This is a genomic window from Rhizobium mesoamericanum STM3625, assembly GCF_000312665.1.
Lineage (GTDB): Bacteria > Pseudomonadota > Alphaproteobacteria > Rhizobiales > Rhizobiaceae > Rhizobium > Rhizobium mesoamericanum.
This window is the reverse complement of the sequence record NZ_HF536772.1, coordinates 765,013-785,187: the sequence shown is the minus strand read 5'-3', so window position 1 is coordinate 785,187 and position 20,175 is coordinate 765,013. Positions and strand designations below refer to the sequence as shown.

14 protein-coding genes are annotated in these 20,175 nt (G+C 58.4%); all 14 read right to left on the bottom strand.

What is annotated here, in order from left to right; translation table 11 throughout:
• Positions 1-45 precede the first annotated feature (45 nt).
• Positions 46-867, bottom strand: a complete 822-nt coding sequence (locus BN77_RS03810) for a lytic murein transglycosylase (protein WP_007528644.1) — start codon at positions 865-867, stop codon at positions 46-48.
• Positions 868-1,036: 169 nt separating this feature from the next.
• The gene (locus BN77_RS03805; RefSeq protein WP_007528642.1) at positions 1,037-2,071 is read right to left on the bottom strand and encodes an aspartate-semialdehyde dehydrogenase; all 1,035 of its coding nucleotides are present in this window, start codon (positions 2,069-2,071) and stop codon (positions 1,037-1,039) included.
• Positions 2,072-2,183: 112 nt separating this feature from the next.
• On the bottom strand, positions 2,184-2,402 hold the full coding sequence (locus BN77_RS03800) for a hypothetical protein (RefSeq protein ID WP_244426159.1): 219 nt from the start codon (positions 2,400-2,402) through the stop codon (positions 2,184-2,186).
• Between the two features lie 21 nt (positions 2,403-2,423).
• Positions 2,424-3,644 (bottom strand): OpgC family protein, encoded by a 1,221-nt coding sequence (locus BN77_RS03795; protein WP_007528637.1) that lies wholly within the window; start codon positions 3,642-3,644, stop codon positions 2,424-2,426.
• A gap of 98 nt (positions 3,645-3,742) precedes the next feature.
• Positions 3,743-12,262: a glycoside hydrolase family 94 protein gene (locus tag BN77_RS03790; protein ID WP_007528635.1), complete on the bottom strand. Its 8,520-nt coding sequence runs from the start codon at positions 12,260-12,262 to the stop codon at positions 3,743-3,745.
• A 355-nt stretch (positions 12,263-12,617) separates the two neighbouring features.
• Positions 12,618-12,782, bottom strand: a complete 165-nt coding sequence (locus BN77_RS31890; RefSeq protein ID WP_007528632.1) for a DUF1328 domain-containing protein — start codon at positions 12,780-12,782, stop codon at positions 12,618-12,620.
• A 292-nt stretch (positions 12,783-13,074) separates the two neighbouring features.
• Positions 13,075-13,239: a hypothetical protein gene (locus tag BN77_RS34055; RefSeq protein ID WP_167540360.1), complete on the bottom strand. Its 165-nt coding sequence runs from the start codon at positions 13,237-13,239 to the stop codon at positions 13,075-13,077.
• 125 nt (positions 13,240-13,364) lie between these two features.
• The gene (locus BN77_RS34635) at positions 13,365-13,559 is read right to left on the bottom strand and encodes a hypothetical protein (protein WP_081593521.1); all 195 of its coding nucleotides are present in this window, start codon (positions 13,557-13,559) and stop codon (positions 13,365-13,367) included.
• Positions 13,560-13,718: 159 nt separating this feature from the next.
• Positions 13,719-14,468 carry an ABC transporter ATP-binding protein gene (locus BN77_RS03780; protein WP_007528628.1) on the bottom strand — a complete coding sequence of 250 codons (750 nt, stop codon included), beginning with the start codon at positions 14,466-14,468 and terminating at the stop codon, positions 13,719-13,721.
• Positions 14,465-15,298: an ABC transporter ATP-binding protein gene (locus BN77_RS03775; RefSeq protein ID WP_007528626.1), complete on the bottom strand. Its 834-nt coding sequence runs from the start codon at positions 15,296-15,298 to the stop codon at positions 14,465-14,467. The genes BN77_RS03780 and BN77_RS03775 overlap by 4 nt, the downstream gene beginning before the upstream one ends.
• Positions 15,295-16,230 carry an ABC transporter permease gene (locus tag BN77_RS03770; RefSeq protein ID WP_007528624.1) on the bottom strand — a complete coding sequence of 312 codons (936 nt, stop codon included), beginning with the start codon at positions 16,228-16,230 and terminating at the stop codon, positions 15,295-15,297. Before BN77_RS03770 ends, BN77_RS03775 begins: the two co-directional genes overlap by 4 nt.
• Positions 16,227-17,294, bottom strand: a complete 1,068-nt coding sequence (locus BN77_RS03765; RefSeq protein WP_208856421.1) for an ABC transporter permease — start codon at positions 17,292-17,294, stop codon at positions 16,227-16,229. Before BN77_RS03765 ends, BN77_RS03770 begins: the two co-directional genes overlap by 4 nt.
• A gap of 18 nt (positions 17,295-17,312) precedes the next feature.
• Positions 17,313-18,956 (bottom strand): ABC transporter substrate-binding protein, encoded by a 1,644-nt coding sequence (locus tag BN77_RS03760; RefSeq protein ID WP_007528620.1) that lies wholly within the window; start codon positions 18,954-18,956, stop codon positions 17,313-17,315.
• Between the two features lie 49 nt (positions 18,957-19,005).
• A complete protein-coding gene (locus BN77_RS03755) occupies positions 19,006-20,064 on the bottom strand; it encodes a dipeptidase (RefSeq protein WP_007528618.1) in 1,059 nt (352 codons plus the stop codon).
• Between the last annotated feature and the right edge of the window lie 111 nt (positions 20,065-20,175).

Sequence of the window (20,175 nt, the reverse complement as noted above, 5' to 3'; positions counted from 1 at the left end):
AGGAGCGCCCAACCCAAATCCGGCGCTCCTGGTTTGTGGTATACTTCAGTTTCCGTCGATCTGCTGACCGATGTAAGCGATGGCCTGCTGATAGACCGTCGCCGCGTTCCATCCGGCGATTGCTGCGAAGTTGGGCTCGCCTGGCTGATAGCCGGCGCCTGCCTGCCACCCATGACCTTTCAGGAAATTGGCAGTTGAGGCGAGCGCATCAGCGCGCGAGCCGACCATATCGATGCGGCCGTCGCCATCACCATCGGCACCGAAGCGCACGACATTGCGCGGAAGGAACTGCGTCTGCCCAATCTCGCCATGGGCCGCACCGCGCGCCTGTGGATTGAGGTAACCCTCCGAAACGAGCTGCAGTGCTGCATAAAGCTGATCGGTGAAGTAGTCGGAACGTCGGCAGTCGTAGGCGAGGGTCGATACCGCCGACAGCGTATGCTGATTGCCCATATAGCTACCGAATCCCGTCTCCATGCCCCAAATCGCGATCAATGGGCCAGCTGGAACACCAAAGCGGCGTTCGATCGAGGCAAAGAGAGCCGCATTGGCACGCTTCATATTTTTGCCGCGCGAAATGATTGCCGCACCACCGCGCTTCTGCATAAAGGCATCAAAGGAAAGCTTGAAGCTCTTCTGGCCGCGATCGGCGGCAATCGTTGGCCTGTTGTAGGAGACATTTGCGAAGGCACGATCGAGAACGGAGGGGCTGACACCATTTGCGGCCGCCTCTTGCTTGAACTCGCCAACCCACGCCTCGAAACCGGCACCGTTGTTGCCGCACTGGGCTGCCTTGGCTGCTGCTGCCGGAACTGCGTGGAGAATGCAGGCGGCGGCGGCTGCCAGCAAAAATTTCGTCATGCGCATGGAGATATCCCGATCTGACTGGCCTTCAAACCGGGCCATCGGCCCGCTTTCGGCAATATTTTCACCGTCTTTGATTTGGAAGCGCGGGAAGCCGAAAACGGCGAACCCGCGCCAGGAAAAGCCCTTACCTTATTAAGCCGGGCTTAACAAACCATAGTTAACAATTGGTTCAGGCTGCCTGCTTGCGAGGCTTCACAAGTCCGCGATTGATCAGCAGCTCGGCGATTTGAATCGCGTTGAGAGCAGCACCCTTGCGAAGATTGTCGGAAACCACCCACATGTTCAGGCCGTTCTCGACCGTCGCGTCCTCGCGGATGCGCGAGATGTAGGTCGCATCTTCACCGGCAGACTCGTAAGGCGTGATGTATCCGCCGTTCTCGTGCTTGTCGATGACGAGGCAGCCGGGAGCTTCCCGCAGGATGTCACGTGCCTGGTCGGCCGTGATCTCGCTTTCGAACTCGATGTTGACCGATTCAGAGTGGCCGATGAAGACCGGAACGCGAACTGCCGTGCAGGTCACCTTGATCTTCGGATCGAGCATTTTCTTGGTCTCGGCGAGAACCTTCCACTCTTCCTTGGTGTAGCCGTCTTCCATGAAGCTATCGATGTGCGGAATGACATTGAAGGCAATGCGCTTCGTGAACTTCTTGTTCTCGATCGGATCCGCAACAAAGACGGCTCGCGTCTGGTTGAACAGCTCGTCCATGCCATCCTTACCGGCGCCGGAAACGGACTGATAGGTCGAAACGACGACGCGCTTGATCTTAGCAAAGTCGTGAAGCGGCTTGAGCGCCACCACGAGTTGCGCGGTCGAGCAGTTCGGGTTGGCGATGATGTTGCGCTTGCTGAACTGGGTGACGGCGTCCGGGTTGACCTCAGGAACGATCAACGGCACGTCTGCGTCGTAGCGCCATGCCGACGAGTTGTCGATGACGACGCAACCCTGGGCGCCGATCTTGGGCGACCACTTCTTGGAGACCTCGCCGCCAGCCGACATCAGGCAGATGTCGGTGTCCGAGAAATCGTAATTCTCGAGGTTTGCAACCTTCAGCGTCTTATCACCGTAAGAAACTTCAGTACCCTGCGAGCGCGCAGATGCAAGCGCGATGACTTCATCGGCGGGAAAACCGCGCTCGGAGAGGATATTGAGCATTTCCCGGCCAACATTCCCGGTCGCTCCCGCAACTGCAACTTTAAAACCCATTTCTCAAGCTCTCTTTCTCTTCTCTCCTCTTATCCGGTGAGGGGGAAGCCCGAAAATATCGCGGCTTCCTTGTCCCCAGCCGAGCCGGGGAGAGAGCGGCAGGCCAGAGACGTCAGACGTTTTTCGTCGTCGTTTTGGCCTTGGTTTTGGAAGAAACCGGAACGGCAATATCCATCCCGGCACCTTGTGCCCGGTCATTGCATGCAGCAATGGCGTGTTCATTGCGAACCATAGATATTCCTTTTCCGTCGCTGCTCTTAAAAGGTTTTCCACAGGAGTCAAGGTTTTTGCGATGGGATGTGCCGCTGCGGGCGGTCAGACGATCGTTCAAGCATCCCGGTAGCGCTGCCATCTAGCGTCGATCGCGCGAACGATCGACGCGTACCGGAACTGGCACCAGGGCTCGGTTGAGAAGCCTGCTACGGCTTCCGGTCTCGAGCTTTCGCTTGCGCTCAAGGTGGAAGGCATATGCGAACTGGATGGCAATGCCGATAACCACGAAGATTGGGCCGCCGACACGGTCGTGGTTGTTGATATAGAGCACCACCTGACCAACCATCGCCAGAATCGTACCGGCGACAAAGACGTTCAGTGAGTGGCGGCCAAGAATGGCCAGTGGATTGTCCGCGGAGCGGCGAAGCAGGCGTGAGATTACGGGAATATTGATGACGAGATAGGTGAGCGCCAGAACGTGCAGCAGTCTCGGCAGCGACAGGAACGTCTTGTCGAAGCCTGTCAGTACGGGCGGCAGCCCGAGTGATGCCAAGGCAATTCCGAGGCTCCAGAGTTGACCGACGACCCACGCAAAAGACAGCACGACATACGTGGCTGCGAGCACCAACAGGACCGGGTTCTGCGGCAGTTTGCCGCCGCGATACACATGCACCGTACCGACAATGCCTATTGTGAAGAGGAACTGCCAGGACAGCGGGTTGAGAAACCAATAGCCCTCGATCAGCATGTTATGAGGCGCAATCTCGTACATGCCCGCAAACAGCCACACAGTGCCGGAAACGACGAGCGCAAGAAGTGGGCTTGCCGCATTGAGCACAAGGATGAGCGGTACCATCAGCATCAAGGCGCCATACATCGGCAGGATGTTGTTGTAGCCAATCTGATGGCCGAGCAGGACCAGCGAGGGAATGCCGGCCTTCAGATTGGTGAGGACGGCAAGGATGTTGATTTCACACAGCAGGCCTGGTCGGTGGAAGATCCATGCGCCGGTCAGGAATAGGGCGAGCGTCATGAATGTTGTGATCATGTGAGCCAGGTAAAGCGTGAATGCTCGCCTCATGGCCTTGGTTGCGGTCTGCAGCCACGTGCCGGTCTCAAAATTTGGACCGTAGGCCAAGCCGACGGCAATGCCAGAGATCAGCACGAAGGCTTCGGCCGCATCCGAAAAGCCAAAATTCTTGGTTGTGAAATTCTCGAAAATCTGACCGGGAACATGATTGATGAAAATCGTGATGAGCGCCAGACCGCGCAGAACGTCCAATCTCGTATCACGCTTTGGCGCCGCTACCGCCACAGAGCTTTGCTTGGCGCCGATCGTTCCCTCGAGCGCTATCGCCATGGACCCTCTCCTATTTCCGATTTGCAAACGCAGTTGCGGCCAAAAGATCTCCCTTTTGGCCGCAACGAATCGCCGGATGATAGCGAGGAAAAATGCCGTTATCCGACCGGATATCCCTCGTCGGGATCGGTGACTTCGCGTCCGTTGATGGTCACATCGTAACCTCTTGGATGGGACGATTTTGAGACCGAAATGAGGTATTTAGTACCCGTATGGTCAATCTCGGCGGAGAAGCCGTCCCATGTGCTCGCCAGTGCCGGACGCACGTACAAGCGGCTATCTTTTACCCTGATACCAAGGATGCCCTCAGTCACCGCGCGGTAAAGCCATCCCGCCGAGCCGGTGTACCATGTCCAGCCGCCGCGTCCGCTGAGCGCCCCCTCGCCGTATACATCGGCTGCGATGATATAGGGCTCGACGCGATAGTGTTCCGCGGAAACCGGATCACGCGCGTGATTGATCGGGTTGAGCAGTTCGAAGCAACGCAGAGCATCGTCGCCGCGGCCAAGCTCAGCCAATGCCATGACGACCCAGGTTGCGGCATGGGTGTATTGACCGCCATTTTCACGCACACCCGGCGGATATGCCTTGATGTAGCCGGGATCTTTGGCCGAGGTCGCAAAGGGCGGTGTGAAGAGCCGGATGATCCGCGCCTCGGGATCGACCAGCTTGTCTAGGACCGCGTCCATTGCCTTCGCTGCGCGGGCCGGATCCCCTTGGCCTGACAGCACGCTCCAAGACTGGGCGATCGAATCGATCTGGCATTCGAGGCTTTCCTTCGAGCCGAGCAGGGTGCCGTCATCGAAGGTGCCGCGCCTGTAGTAGGCCCCATCCCAGGCGGCGGTTTCAAGCGCGGCCTTGAGCTCGGTCAGGTGCTTGGTCCACCGTTCAACACGGGTGGTATCGCCCCGCTCCTGTGCATAGGCGGTAAACGAGCGCAGTGCGCCCGCCAGAAACCAGCCAAGCCACACGCTGGTTCCCTGGCCGCCGACGCCGACGCGGTTCATACCGTCGTTCCAATCGCCGCCGAGGAATAACGGCAAGCCATTCTTTCCTTTCCTGGCGATGGCGAGGTCCAGAGCGAGCGCCGCATGTTCGTAGACGCTCGTCTTGTCCTCGGAGATCTCGGGTAGAAAGAACGAGTCGTGCTGGCCCTCAAGGAGGGCTGGCCCGTCCAGGAATGCAAGCTGTTCGTCGAGGATGCGTTTATCCCCTGTAATGCTGCAATAGTGATGGATCGCGTAGGCAAGCCAGACCACGTCGTCTGAAATCAGGGTTCGGACTCCAGCGCCAGTGCCGGGCAGCCACCAGTGCTGAACATCACCCTCGCGGAACTGCCGGGAGGCTGCATTCAGGATCTGCTTTCGGGCGATCGACGGCTCATGCACGACGAATGCCAACGTATCCTGCAACTGATCGCGGAAACCAAAAGCACCGCTAGCCTGGTAGAAAGCTGTACGCGCCATGATGCGGCAGCCCAGGCTCTGGTATGGCAGCCAGGTATTGATCAGATTGTTCATACTCTGGTCGGGGGTGGAAATTTGCAGCTTTCCGGTGAAACCTTGCCAGAACGCGCGGTTGGCCTGGACAACGTCCTCAAAGGCAACCTTGCGGATATCGTTGATCAACGCCCGCGCTTCCGCTTTCGTTTTGGTATCGCCGAGGAAGAAGCAGACATCCCGCTCCTCGTCCGGGGCGATCTCAATGTCGATCGCTAGAACCGCCGCGGAATCGCCGTCGAGTTCGGTGCTGCCGGAAAGGCCGGCTGCTGAACTGAGCGCTTGCGGCGATTGGATCGTGCCGCGCTTGCCGATGAATTCCCGGCGGCTGGCGGTAAAGCTCGATGGCTTCTCGCTCGCCACAAAGAAAGCAGCGCGACCGGAATAATCGATGCTATAGCTGTTGCTTGCAAACAACGCGCCGGTCTCTTCGTCATGGTCGGATAGGATGAACGGAGCTGTCTTCTGGGCATTGTTCCCCAGGATCCATTCGACGTAACCGTAGAGCCGAAGCTTTCGCGGCTTAGCTCCCGCATTGCGGAGCCGGACTCGCTGCAACTTCACCGGCTTCTCGCGATCGACGGTCTGTGTCACTTCGAGAGCGATTTCGTTCTGGACGCTGGAGAATACGGAATAGCCTAAGCCATGCCGTGCTTCGAAGCGGACATCCTGCCGCTGCGACAGGCTCGCGAACGGAGTCAAAACCGCACCGCTTTCGCGGTCGACGACATAGATTGCTTCACCGGAACGGTTGATGACGGCGTCATTGGACCACGAGGTCAACTGATAGTCACGGGAGTTTGCGCTCCAGGTGAAGCCGGCTCCTTCAGCCGAGACGTGGAAGCCAAACTTCTCATTTGAGATCACGTTGATCCACGGATGCGGCGTAGCGTGGCCTCCGGGAATGCGCACGACATACTCCCGTCCATCGCCGGCAAAGCCTCCGATCCCGTTCCAGAAATTGAGGTCGCCTTCCTCCTCAATGACCACCTTCGATGGTCGTGAAGCAGGTGGCGGGGCGACCCGCTTAACGAGCGTCTTCGCTCGGTCGGCACGTTCTAGTTCCTGCTGTTCTTCCTTGCTTGGAGAAAAGAGCGCTACGGCGCGATTGATCTGATCGATTATCTTGCCATTCTTGGCATGGAGTGTGACGCGCGAGGCGGAGATGAGCGCGTGATATGTCGACTCTTCCATCAGATCCTTGCGCACAGTGAAGATGTGCTGACGCAAGCCGTCGGCCTGACCAATGCGACGAACGTTCTCGGCCATCTGGTCAACCGCGTGCTGCATGTCCTGTGCATAGGATGAAGCGCGCTCGTTCATGATGACCAGGTCGGCGGTGACGCCACGTGAGCGCAAGTATTCCTGCGCAAGCAACGCCTCCCTGACGATGTCGAGATCCATGTCGTCGTTGACGCGCAACGTAAAGATCGGGAAGTCACCCGAAATCGCCAATGGCCAAAGGGACGACTGTGACTGCATGCCCGCGGCGACTGCGGCCGCATCGGCGCGCAGATACATATCCGGGTAAACCAGGTAGCGACCAAGGTGTTGGAAGGCAGCCGCCTGCTGCGACGTCACGCCGACATGGCGCATTTGCACCTGCGTGCGAGTCCATGCCTGGACGAGCTCATGGTTGAATGCGTCCGCGTGGCGATACCGATCAACTGCCAAGTCCACCTCGTTGCGGCTTGGGGCTGCAATAGTCCAGAAAATGACGCTGACCTTCTTGCCTGGTGGTACGCGCACCGTGCGGCGAAGCGAGAGAACCGGATCGAGGGTAAAGCCGTCCGTGCCGGAAAGCGTGGCTCCTGGATCGAAGGCGGCAGCATTCGAGAGGCTGCGTCCCCGACCGAGGAACTTGCGGCGGTCAGTCTCGAACTCGGTGTGGCGCGAATTGCCAGCGCTGTCGACAATAAGGTGGGCAACGGCGATATTCGGCTCGTTCGGATCACGTTTGTTGCGCTCGACGCGGATTACGTCCCCACGCTTGCCGATCTCCGTCTTGACGAACATGCGAGCGAATGCCGGGTGGGCGTTGTCGACATCGTCTGTTGCAAGGACAGGCTCTAGATAGGAGGTTACTTCGATAAATCGATCCTCCGTCCCCGAGTTGATAAGGGTCAGTCGGCGTGCTTCGGCGTCATGTTCGGTGGCGACAATGCATTCGACCTCGCTCGTGAGGTCGCCCACCGTTTTGGTGAACTCCGCCTTCTCATCGGCGAAAAGAACCTTGACCTGCTCCCCCTCGACACTCTTTGGCTCCGTGGTTGCCGACCACCATTCATTCGTCGCCGTATCACGAAGAAAGATGAAGGTACCCCAGCGATCCTCGGTCGGATCGGCTTTCCAACGGGCGACCGATTGGCCGTTCCACCGCGAATAGCCGGCGCCGGTGGCGGTCAGCATCAGCGAGTAGTGCCCGTTCGAGAGGAAAACCAGCTCGCGATCGCGCGATGCCGGATCATAGATCTTGCGCAGTTCAGGACGTAACAGATCGTCCTGGATGCTGGCTGGGGTATCGGACTCGTGCTTGCCGCTCATGACCGGAATATCCCTCGGTGCCTTCTCTTGCAGAAGGAGTTCGGCAGCCTCAATCACCGGATCCGAGTGGAATAGTTCGCGCAAGTGGCCGTTGAAGGCAACGTTCGCGACAGCGGCGATCGACATGCCATGATGGTGAGCATAGTAGTTGTAGACGACAGCGCAAGTCTTGCCTTCAGGCAGGCGGGTCGGCGTAAAGTCGACGGCGTCATGAAAACCGAACTTGCCGAGCGCACCGAGCTTGCGCAGACGGTGGAGATTGTCAAGCGCCGCGTCGGGATTGTACTGGCTGGCAAGGATGGACGCATAGGGCGCGATAACAGCGTTATGTCCCAGGCCTCGCTTCAGGCCGAGCGTTGGTACGCCGAAGTTCGTGTACTGATAGTTGAGGTTGTGGTCGCGGGCGTTGAAGGCCGCTTCCGAAATTCCCCACGGGATCCCCAGCTTGCGAGCATGGTTCATCTGTTCGACGACGACCAGGTTGTTGGTCTGGTTGAGAATGCCGCCACCACGCTCCTGCATGACGAGCGGCGGCATCAGGTATTCGAACATCGAGCCAGACCACGAGACAAGCGCTCCACGCGAGCCGACCGGAACGACCTGGCGCCCGAGACGGTACCAGTGTTCCGTCGGCAGGTCGCCCTTGGCGATGCCGAACAGGCTGGTGAGGCGGCATTCAGACGCCAACAGGTCGTAGCAGGCCTGATCAAGCTCGCCGCTTTCGACGCGGTATCCGATCGACAGCAAACGCCTTTCAGGTCGAAACAGGAAGCCGAAGTCCATTGAGAAGGCAAGGTCGCGTGCCTTGTCGCGCAAAGCTATCAGGCGCGGACGCAGCGCATCGATGTTGGATAGATCAAAGGTGCTGTCAGCGATGTGGGCTTCGCAGACCTTGACGAGCGACTCCGCCCAACGTGTGACCTCTGCGCTCAAGGCGGACTTCACCTCATGGTCGAGGTTAGCGGCCAGCTTTTGAATGTCGCGCGCCAGCACGGCAAGGTTGATAATGCGGATCGACGCGAATTCATGCTCGCGCTTGACGGCCGCAAGCGCGTTCAGGAAGCCGATGATTCGCTCTTCGAGGCGACGGCGCAGCGGGCGAACGGTCTTGCGATCATCCGGCATCTCCGACAGCACTTCTGCGAGGATGCCTGCCGTATCACCGACACCATCGAGGTTGCCCTGCATGTGAGCGGAAGGCGCTTCGGCCCAGTTGCGGCACGCGGACGAAATCGCAATCAGGTGGCCGGCGAGGTTGCCGCTGTCTACCGCCGAAACATAGCGAGGCCCGAGCGTCTGGAGCGTATCGGTATGGTACCAATTGAACAGGTGGCCGCGGAATTTCTCCATCTTATCGATCGTAGCGATCGTCTGTTCAAGCCGCTCGATGGTTTCCTCAAAGGAGAACCACCCGAATTGGCGGCCGGATACAACGGAAAGCAGGTAAACGCCGATATTGGTCGGAGACGTGCGCGCGGCCACGATTACATGCGGGGTTTCCTGAACGTTGTCCGGCGGCAGATAATTCTGCTCGGCGGTGGTAAACGTCTCGAAATAGCGCCAGGTGCGGCGGGCGATCTTGCGAAGCTCGGTGGATACGGAATCGGCGACTTCGAGACGGTCTTCGGTCTCCGCAGATTGGCTGACATAGTAGGCAACGAGCGGTGAAAGGATCCAAAGCAGCGCGAAAGGAACGCCAACCAGATAGGAATTGTCGCCGGAGAGTGCCGCGAAGCCAAGCGCGAGCACGGCGAGCGCCGGTGCGTGCCACATTGCCTTGTAATAAGAAAAGATGGTTCCCTGCTTACCGGCCTGGACGCTGGCTGCCGTTCGCCACTGCAGCATCAACTTGTGGCTGACAAGCAGACGGTAGAGCGAGCGACCTATCGCATCGGCCATCATACAAGCGGAATCGGCGATGAAGATAATTCGCAGGGCGACCTGTGCATTGGCGGCACGGATGTCAGACCAGACCGTGTAGAGATGGGCCCGGGCGACAATATCGCTGGTGCGCGGGATGATACCGTTGATGAGCGAGAGCGTCGGCGCGACGAACAGGCAGAAAATAAGGAGGATCTGCCACACGAGAGCGCCGAGCGGCCCCATGAAATACCAGCCAAGAACCGAAGCGAAGAACCATGCGATCGGCGTTAGCGACCGGCGGAGGTTGTCGAACATCTTCCAGCGGCCAAGCCCCGTGACGCCATGCTTCGGATTGAACATGTAAGGTAGCAGCTGCCAATCGCCACGCGCCCAGCGATGCTGGCGTGAGGTTTCGACCTCATAGCGGATTGGGAAATCCTCGACCAGCTCCAGATCGGTGACGAGCGCGCAGCGGGCCATCGAACCTTCAAGCAGGTCATGGCTGAGCACCGAGTTTTCCTCGATGCGGCCCTTCAGCGACGCTTCGAAAGCGTCAACGTGATAGAGACCTTTGCCGGTGAAGGTGCCTTCGCCCGCCAAGTCCTGATAGACGTCGGAGACGGTGAAGACGTAGGGATCCAGGCCGCGGTTGATCGAAAAGACGCGCTGGAAAACCGAAGCGTCCTTGCCTGTTGTCAGGGATGGGGTGACACGCGGCTGCAGCACGCCATAGCCGCTTTCCACGCGGTTCGTCGCCGGATTGATAACCGGACGGTTAATCGGGTGATAAAGCTTGCCCACGAGCTTTGTGACCGCGTCGCGCATGAGGCGTGTATCGGCGTCGAGCGTCATGACGTACTGGATGTTTGCCGGCACGATATTGGCACCGGGAAGGTAAGTCGTATCGCGATCGCCACGAAGCAGCATGTTCAGTTCATGCAGTTTGCCGCGCTTGCGCTCCCATCCCATCCAGGCGCCTTCGGACGGATTGTAGAGCCGACGGCGATGCAGGAGGTAAAAGCGCGTCCTGCCATCAAAGGCATAGCGTGCCGAGAGGTTCGCGACTTCGCGCCGGGCATAGTCCAGCACCTCCAGATCGGCGGATGTTTCTTCGACCTGGCTGTCAGGCCAGTCGCTGAGCAGCGCAAAGTAGATTTCGCCACGCGGGTTGGCGAGGTAGTGAACTTCGAGATTTCGGACCAGCTCATCGACGCTGTCGCGGTTGGAGATGAGGCAGGGGACGACCAGGAGCGTGCGGGCTTCCTCGGGAATGCCTTCCTTGAATTCGTAACCGATCAGTCTAGCTGGCGTAACGAAGAACGACAGTACGGTGTTAAAGAGACCGGTCGCGCCTTCAGAGGCAGGAAGCGAAAACATGATCAGCAGGATCGCGATCTCAAGCGGTCCCATGCCAGCATTTGCCATGAACTTGCCGACGACCGCCATGGCGATGATGGTGAGCAGGATCACCGGAGTGGCGATCGACAGCCAGTTGAACCGGCGAACTGTTCGGACGAAATACTGCGTCAGCGTGGGACGATAGTTTGACCGAGCCTCCAGCTTTGGCCTCTGCGCGCCAGTCAAAAAGCCACCAACGTTTGGCTCATGTGGCTGCGATTCCCCAGACGCCCTTGCCTCTTCGGTCATATCGAGGGCCAGTTGGGCAATTTCCATTTCCGACAGCGGCGATCGCTTGGCGATCTTTTCGATCTGTTTGCGGTATTTGTTGCGCGAGCCGGAATCGAGATCGCCGTAATCGGAATGATCCCAGAGCAGCTTGTCGACATGACTAACCTGCTCCACCCAGACAGACCACTCGGTATCGTCGATCTCACGAAGACTGCGAATGATGTTGCCCATCGTGACATTGCCCGAGGACAGGCGGCTATGCTCCGCCATCGTCGTCTCTTCGCTGTCACGACCGAGGGCTTCAAGGCGTTCGTCGAGCCAGGCGATCGCCAGGCTGGATGCCTGTGAGCCGTCGCGCATGCGGTAAAGGAACTGGGTCGCGAAAGTGTTGTCTTCGGCAAGCGACTCCAGCGACTTGAGATATTCGGCGGCCTTCGCCGGGTCCGTCAGCCGCACAAGCTCGTCTGCGGCCTCGTTGGCGCGTCGACGGAGTCTGCGGCTGCGCTCAACGCGGCTCGAAATGCGACGCAGGTTCTCGACGAGCACATAGCGCACGAGCGAAGGGAGTGCCCAGAGTTCACCGATCCTTAGCGTTTCGCTCTGTTGGAAGCCATCGACGAGCGCCGTCAGGCTTTCCTGCGAGATAGTGCTGTGGGTGTGTGCGACGTAAAGCCAGGCAAGCGCCAGGGTGCGTGGGATCTGAACACCATTCACGTCGATGGTCGGCAGTTCGCGGTAGAAGCGCCGCGGGAAGTCACGACGGACTTCCTGAATCGCTTCCTCGACGATGTAGTGGTTGTCGAGCAGCCATTCCGCTGCCGGGGTGATCGTTTCACCAGATTCCACGTCGGTTGCCGTGGTCCGATAGACCCGCAGAATTTCCTTCTCGTTTTCCTTATGCCGCGCGAAGAAGTCGAAGGGTGCAAAGGCGGGAAGTGAGTCGACGCCGCGTGTGGCGACAGAGGCGCCGATTCCTTTGATATCCTCGATGGAGAGATAAGTTGAGCGGATCGAGTCGTTATGGTCGATCTGCTTCGTTTCGGACTCGCGGGACGGGCTCGGAGACGTGGTGGAAATGGACATGGGTTCGGTTCTGGATCCAAACAAAGTTATGATGATTTTGCGTAGCCTTTTGCACTGCCAAATATGACTGCCGCATGAACAGAGCCGGGGTTTTGTTGATCCCCACGTCAAGATCGAAACGGCAATCAACCGACGATGCAAATCGGTTTAAACGCAACTTATGTGGGCTATGTGCGAACGCGGCTCCGTTGGGCCCTCCACCCTTTGCCACTCCCGGAAAGTTGGACACCATTGCGATAATTCAAGTCAAGATGTTTCAATGAATGCGATTCGGGCCACGGGACAATATCGCCTGCGGTCACAAAAAAACCGACGCTTGGGCAAGCGCCGGTTCCAGACTTATGGCCGTCTTTTTTCAAGTACGGCGCATGACGCGCATTATCAGAGAGACGACGAACAGGATCAGGAACAGGAAGAAAAGAACCTGAGCGATTGACGCGGAAGCACCGGCAATTCCCCCAAAGCCCAATACGCCAGCGATCAGCGCAACGACAAGAAATACGAGTGCATAATAAAGCATAGCGATCTCCTTTGTCTCAGCTGAAGAAATTAACGGAAGGTCGCTCTGTTGGTTCCGTTAAAGTTTCAAAGGGGCTCGGCCCAAAGGAGAAGGTGCGTTCATGACGCGCCCTCGCATAATCAATGGCCGACCCACATTGTTTGGAACCCGCTGAAGACATGAAGCGGAATAATCGCCGGGATCGCGCCTCATTACCATTCTCCCTTCACAATATTCGTACTGAGAGAATGAGGAGCTGAACGGATGATTTCCGCGGCGGCATCGACTGTCACCGCGATGTGCTCTCGTTGGCTTAGCCTACGACGCCAAAGACGAGGGCCGCGACGAAAACGAATGCTGCCGTAATCAGGGTTGCGTGAACAGCAAGCTGGATCTTGCTACGGGTCGTGCCCAGCTTCTTGGTCTGGACGGAACCGTACTGATTCACATGAGCATGCGAGATACCCAGGTCTGCCATGTGCTGCCTCCGTTTCTTCCGCGTTTCTTTTTGTTATGGTATGTTTTCGTATTTTCTCTATCTGATAGGTAGAGATAAAATTCCGTCTTGCCAGGGTGCGATAAAAAATCCGTCCGTTTGGTGGACTAGGCCAGAGTTCGCCACGCCCAAAGCAAGGAATGATCCTCTCCAGCGCTCCGGCGGAATCCGGCTGGTGCCGCAGGTGTGTCCAGCATCCGCCGGTCTTGCTCTGTGGGAATGGATGTCGAGACTGGAGCTTCTCTGTCGGTTTTGGCCGGTGGATGCAGGTATCCCATGGTCATGCCGCCGAGAAAAAACATGCCTGACCTCCATGATCACGAAAATTAACGGGCGTTAACCGGATCATGACAGAATTAAGGCACCTGTCAATAGTCTAGTTGAATGGTCGTGTTTTAGCGGATTGTTAAGGCTGAGGTCCAACGCGCCTCAACCATAACAATTCGTTGAAAGGAGTGCCTTTAAGCTTTGACAAAGCCCTTGCTGGCGACCATCAGATTTCGCGTATAGTCTTCGCTCACGACTGCCTGTGCTAGCTGGTCGGAGGTCAGTCGTTCGACGACGGAGCCGTTTCGCATCACGGCCAGGCGATCACACATGTGGGTGACCACGCCGAGATCATGACTGACCATGACGAAGGTCAGTTTGCGATCCCGCCGCACCTGTTCGAGGAGGTTCAGAACCTCCGCTTGCACTGAAGCGTCAAGGGCAGACGTCGGTTCATCAAGCAAGAGTATGGACGGCTCAACGATGAGAGCTCGTGCAATCGCAACGCGTTGACGTTGACCGCCCGAAAGCTGATGCGGGTAACGAAAACGGAAGCCGTTTCCAAGCCCGACCTCGTCGAGAGCGCGGGCGATGCGCATGTCACTATCGCTGATGCCATGTATGGCCAACGGCTCGAGAAGGAGGCGATCTATGGTCTGGCGGGGGTGCAGCGATCCATACGGATCCTGGAACACCATCTGCACCTGTCTGTAAAAGGCCTTCGATCTTTTCGCACCGACGAGGGGATCGTTATGGATCGTGATGCGGCCGCGTGCCACTGGCGCCAGGCCGGCAACGGCACGGAGCAGCGTTGACTTTCCCGATCCGGACTCACCGACCAGGCCGAATGACTCACCGGTCTCAACATTGATGTCGACGTCCTTCAGCGCGTGGAAGTGATCATAGACCACGCTCAGCTTGTCGACTGAAAGTGCAGTGCTCATGCGGCCCACTCCGGCTTGCGATTGAGAACCGGCAGGGGATGCCTGCTTTGTCCAATTTGAGGCATGCAGTTCAACAGGCCCTGTGTGTAGGGATGGCGCGCATTATTGAGCTCGGACGCCTTGAGTTCTTCAACGATCTTCCCGGCATACATAACGATGACACGGTCGCAGAAGGACGATACCAGGCGCAGGTCGTGGGATACGAAGATCAGCCCCATGCCGCGCTCCGACACGAGCCGGTCCATAATCCTGAGAACGTCGAGTTGGACTGTTACGTCCAGTGCGGAGGTCGGTTCGTCGGCGATCAACAGCTCCGGATCGGCGACCAGCATCATGGCGATCATGGCGCGTTGACCCATGCCGCCCGAGATCTCGTGCGGATAGAGATCGAAGACCCGCTTCGGATCGCGAATCTGCACGGCCTCCAGCATGGCGAGTGCGCGGTCGCGTGCCTCCGCCTTGCTGACTTTCTCGTGGGTCCTCAAGGTTTCGCAGATCTGCCGGCCGATCGACATGACAGGGTCAAGCGAATATTTCGGATCCTGCAGGACCATCGCGATGCGTTTGCCACGCATCTGCCGGCGCTGCTTGGCGGATGCGGCTAAAAGGTCAATGCCGTTGAAATCGAGCTTGTCGGCGGTAACGATGCCATGCTTCGGGGTCAGGCCCATAATGGCGCGCCCCGTCTGAGATTTGCCCGAGCCGGATTCACCCACGATGCCGAGGCGTTCCTTACCAAGAGTAAGCGAAACGCCGCGGACGGCCTCGATCACCCCCGTGCGCGTGGGATAGCTGACCTTGAGGTTTTGAACGGTGAGGAGTTCGGTCACTGGCCGCTGTCCTTGGGGTCTAGGGCGTCGCGCAGGCCGTCGCCCAGCAGGTTGAAACCGAGGCTAACGATCAGAATTGCGAAGCCCGGCATGGCAGCGACCCACCACTGATCCAGGATGAAGCGTCTGCCAGACGCGATCATTGCGCCCCATTCGGGCAGCGGCGGTTGAGCCCCAAGACCGAGGAAACCGAGGCCAGCGGCTGTCAGGATGATGCCAGCCATGTCAAGCGTTACGCGGACGATGAGCGAGGAAAGGCAGAGCGGCATCACGTGCCGGACCACAATCCGCAGCGGTGACGCGCCCATCAGCTTGACGGCAGAGATGTAATCGGAACGTCGCACTGTTAGCGTCTCAGCGCGCGCAATGCGAGCATAAGGAGGCCAGGAGGTGATCGCAATCGCGATGATCGCGTTCTGGATGCCGGGTCCGAGAGCCGCAACGAAGGCGAGGGCCAGCACCAACTTGGGGAAGGCGAGGAAGATATCGGTAATGCGCATCAGTGTCGCGTCGACCCAGCCGCCGGTGTAACCCGACACCGTTCCAACGATCAATCCAATCGGAGCCGAGATGGCCGCGACGAGAACGACCACGAGCAGCGTCAAACGGGAGCCGTAGATCAGGCGTGAATAAATATCGCGGCCCTGGTCGTCGGTGCCAAGCCAGTAGCCCTCTGAACCGGGCGGCAGCAGACGCGCATTCTTCAGGTCGCCGACGATGGGCGAATGGGTTGCGAGGATGCTGGCAAAGGCAGCCACGAACAGGAGGGCAATGATGATCAGCAAGCCAACGACCGCCAGGCGGTTTGCGGTGAACTGGCGCCAGGTCACGTAGGCTCGGCCCAATCGTGCCTGCGCGCGCGATTGTGGCCGATCGGAAAGCAGCCACTCGCGGCGGCTTAATGGCGAAGTTTGATTTGCGGGCACCGTCATCGGCTTCGCGTCCTGGGGTCAAGCGTCCGGTAGAGTAGGTCGGACAGAAGATTGATGCCGATAAAGACCGTGCCGATGACGATGGTGCCACCGAGTACGGCATTCATATCCGCGTTCTGAAGAGAATTGGTGATGTAGAGTCCAATGCCAGGCCACGAGAAAACGGTTTCCGTCAGTACCGAACCCTCGAGCAGACCGGCATATGAGAGCGCGATGACGGTGACGAGTGGCACGGCGGCATTGCGCAATGCATGACCCCAGATCACGCGCGTTTCCGACAGTCCCTTGGCGCGCGCGGCAACCACATATTCTTGACTGAGTTCATTGAGCATGAAGCTGCGGGTCATGCGGCTGATGTAGGCAAGCGAAAAGTAGCCAAGCAGCGAAGCTGGTAGAATGATGTGGCGGAAGACGTCGTAGAAGACGTCCCACTGCCCCTGCATGGCGCTGTCGATCAGATAGAAGCCGGTCACCGGCGTGAAGCTATACTCGAAGACGATGTCGATGCGGCCGGGGAAGGCAACCCACCGTAATTGAGCGTAGAAGATCACAAGCGAGATGAGCGCCAGCCAAAATATCGGCACGGAATAGCCGATCAGGCCGATCACACGGACAAGCTGGTCGGTGATGCTGCCCCGGCGGACGGCGGCCAGCACGCCGAGCGGCACGCCGATAACCGAGCCAATAATCGTGCCGAGCGTTGCCAGCTCTATCGTCGCGGGGAAGACACGCCTGATATCGACCATGACCGGGTTGGTGGTCAATACCGAGGTCCCGAAGTCACCTGAGAGAATGCTTTTCAGATAGATGTAGAACTGCTGGTAGAGCGGCAGGTCGAAACCGAGCTCGCGACGAACGCGTTCGACAACATGGGCAGGCGCGCGGTCGCCGAGAATCGCAAGGACTGGATCAATCGGCACGACGCGGCCGATGAAGAAAGTGACGGCCAGAAGACCAAGATAAGTGGTGACGGCGGCGACAAGAAATCGCCCGACCGCCTTGGCAATGGGAACGGCGCGGCCCTGTTTGGGCCGTGCCTCCATCTTTGTTGCTACGATGCTCAACGGATCAATCCCGCCGGATTATTCCTTGCCGACCGGGCCGACATAGTTGGTGTCGAAGCTCGGGCCGAGTTTGAAGTCCGTTAGGCTCTTGCGAGCGCCGGCGACTTCGATCTGCTGGAAGATGATCACGAAGGGGCTGTTGGCAAGGAACTTCTTCTGAATGTCCTCATACATGGCTGCGCGCTTTGCGCCGTCGCGTTCGAGCAAGGCAGCCTTCGTTTCCTTCTCAAGTTCGGGCGCTTCCCAGGTATTGCGCCATGCGAGCGTCTTGACCGTACCGGCGTCCGAGTTGTCCGGGTTGGTGGTGAAGGTATCTGCATTCGAGTTCGGGTCGAAGTAGTCCGAACCCCACTGGCCGATGTACATGTCGTGCGTACGCGCGCGGTACTTCGTCAGAGTCTGCTTGCCGTCGCCAGGGATGATTTCCATCTTGACCCCGGCCTGGGCAAGCGTTTGCTGCATGGATTCGGCAATACCAGTTACCGGTTGCGTGTTGCGAACGTCCATCGTCACAGAGAAGCCGTCCTTAAGGCCGGCTTTTGCAAGCAGTTCCTTGGCCTTGGCCACATCGAGCTTATACGGATTTTCATCAAGCGCACCGAGCTGGCCCTTCGGCAGGAAGGTCTGGTGGATCTCGCCGATGCCCTTGATGAGGGTAGAGCCGATGGCATCGTAGTCGACGAGGTACTTGAAGGCTTCCTGAACTTCAGGCTTCTTCAGGTTCTCGTTCTTGGAGTTGAGGCTGACGTAGTAGACGGTGCCCTTCGGCGCGCTGACGGTCGTCAGGTCGGCATTCTTGGAGACTGCATCCAGGTCACCGGGTTCCAGGTTGCGGGCGACGTCGATATCGCCCGCTTCCAACGCAAGCCGCTGCGCCGAGCTTTCCTTCATAAAGCGATAGATGACGCGGTTCAGCTTCGCCTTATCGCCATAGTAATTGTCGTTGCGTTCCATCACGACAACTTCGTTGGCACGCCACTCACGCAGCTTGAAGGCGCCCGAACCGGCGTAACCGGTCTTCAGCCATTCGTTGCCGAAATCGTTGTCATACTTGTAGTCGGCGCTCGGCGTCACGGATTTGACGTGATCCATGACCAGCTTCTTGTCGACAACCGAGGCGACGGTTGCCGTCAAGCAGTTCAGCACGAAGCTCGGCGCATAGGGCTTGTCGACGGTAAAGACGAAGGTGTTTTCATCCGTTGCCTTAGCCTTCTCGGTGACGTTGCCGCCGTTGATGCCGAACTGGGTGATGATGAAGGCCGGGCTCTTGTCGAGCTTAACGGCGCGCTCGAAGGACCATGCGACGTCGTCGGCGGTGATCGGATTGCCGGAGGCGAATTTCATCCCGGGCTTCAGCTTGAACGTATAGGTCAGACCATCGTCGGAAACCGTCCAGCTCTCGGCGAGATCGCCCTTGACCTTCGAGGTGTCGCTCATGTCGAGACGGACGAGCAGGCTGTAGGTGTTGCTCGTGACTTCGGCCGTCGACAGCTCGAACGCCTCGCCCGGGTCCATGGTGATGATGTCGTCGATGGCGAAGCCTTCGACCAGCGTGTCCTTCGGCGTTTCCGCAAAGGCAGCCGTTGCGGCGGCCATCAAGATCGACAGAGCGGCGCCCGCCGAAAGCAGACGGAGAGTGCGGTTAAACTTGTTGACTGTCATGGATTCTTGTTCCCCTTTTTTCCATATCAATGCAAAGCGATAGACAAGCTTAGGCGGCCTCTTCTCCCCACGCCAAAGCCAGAATTCTCAGCCAGTTCCCGCTGGCCAATTTTTCGAGATCTTGGGCACCATATCCAACGCGCTGGAGAGCGGCAATGAGCTTCTGGTTGCCTGCGGCATCCCCGATTTCTTCGGGAATGGTCGCGCCGTCGAAGTCCGAACCGAGCGCCACGCAGTTTATGCCGACGCGCTCGACGAGATAATTGATATGGCGAACCATATCGCTGATCGGCGTATCGGCATCGGAGCGACCGTCACCGCGCAGCATTGCCGTCGCATAGTTCACACCGACGAGGCCGCCGCTTTCTCTGATGGCGTCGAGTTGCTTGTCGGTAAGATTGCGAGCGACTGGCGTCAATGCGTGGGCATTGGAGTGGCTGGCGACGAGCGGCTGATCGGTCGTCTTTGCGACATCCCAAAAGCCTTTCTCGGTGATGTGCGCCAGATCGATTAGGATGCCAAGCCTATTACACTCGCGCACAAGGCCAAAGCCCGCCTCAGTCAGACCGGGCGCTGTGTCAGGCGACATCGGGAAAGCGAAAGGCACACCGTGGCCGAAGATATTGTGCCGGCTCCACACCGGTCCGAGTGACCGCAGTCCGGCGGCGTGGAATACTTCGAGTGCCGCGAGGTCCGGCCCGATTGCCTCGCAACCTTCCATGTGCATCACCGCGGCGAAAACGCCGTCGGCGATCGCTTTGCGAATGTCCTTCACTGTGCGGCAAAGGCGCCAGGCGCCGGCACGATCGAGACGAAGCGCGATCGCGGCCATCTCTGTCGCGATACTCAGCGACGAAAGTGGTTCGAGCGGTGCGGCAAGCGGAGTGACGTAATGACCGTTCTTGTCGGGGTCGGCAAAGACGAGATCGCCGGAAGGAACGTATATTGCGCAGAGGCCGCCGGCCAGTCCGCCAGCTTTGGCACGCGGAGCGTCGATATGGCCGAGATCGGTTCCGTTTGAAAATTCAGCGACTGGATCGCCGCCATCCCGTTCATGTGTCCAAAGTCTGAGAAGGACGTCGTTGTGGCCGTCGAATACGAATTGCATCTGCGTTCCTGTGGGCCCGGGCGGGCGATATGACGAGCGCAGAATAGAAAAGATGACGGAATACGCTACCCTTTTTTTTAGAAATCTTTCGGTTCCGCATCAATGGTTAGC

Bases quoted from the DNA above. Each gene is read 5' to 3' on its own strand.
- BN77_RS03805 (WP_007528642.1), bottom strand. From the start codon at position 2,071: ATGGGTTTTAAAGTTGCAGTTGCGGGAGCGACCGGGAATGTTGGCCGG.
- BN77_RS03810 (WP_007528644.1), bottom strand. From the start codon at position 867: ATGCGCATGACGAAATTTTTGCTGGCAGCCGCCGCCGCCTGCATTCTC.
- BN77_RS03780 (WP_007528628.1), bottom strand. From the start codon at position 14,468: ATGAGCACTGCACTTTCAGTCGACAAGCTGAGCGTGGTCTATGATCAC.
- BN77_RS34635 (WP_081593521.1), bottom strand. From the start codon at position 13,559: ATGTTTTTTCTCGGCGGCATGACCATGGGATACCTGCATCCACCGGCC.
- BN77_RS03760 (WP_007528620.1), bottom strand. From the start codon at position 18,956: ATGACAGTCAACAAGTTTAACCGCACTCTCCGTCTGCTTTCGGCGGGC.
- BN77_RS03795 (WP_007528637.1), bottom strand. From the start codon at position 3,644: ATGGCGATAGCGCTCGAGGGAACGATCGGCGCCAAGCAAAGCTCTGTG.
- BN77_RS03790 (WP_007528635.1), bottom strand. From the start codon at position 12,262: ATGTCCATTTCCACCACGTCTCCGAGCCCGTCCCGCGAGTCCGAAACG.
- BN77_RS34055 (WP_167540360.1), bottom strand. From the start codon at position 13,239: ATGGCAGACCTGGGTATCTCGCATGCTCATGTGAATCAGTACGGTTCC.
- BN77_RS31890 (WP_007528632.1), bottom strand. From the start codon at position 12,782: ATGCTTTATTATGCACTCGTATTTCTTGTCGTTGCGCTGATCGCTGGC.
- BN77_RS03770 (WP_007528624.1), bottom strand. From the start codon at position 16,230: ATGACGGTGCCCGCAAATCAAACTTCGCCATTAAGCCGCCGCGAGTGG.
- BN77_RS03755 (WP_007528618.1), bottom strand. From the start codon at position 20,064: ATGCAATTCGTATTCGACGGCCACAACGACGTCCTTCTCAGACTTTGG.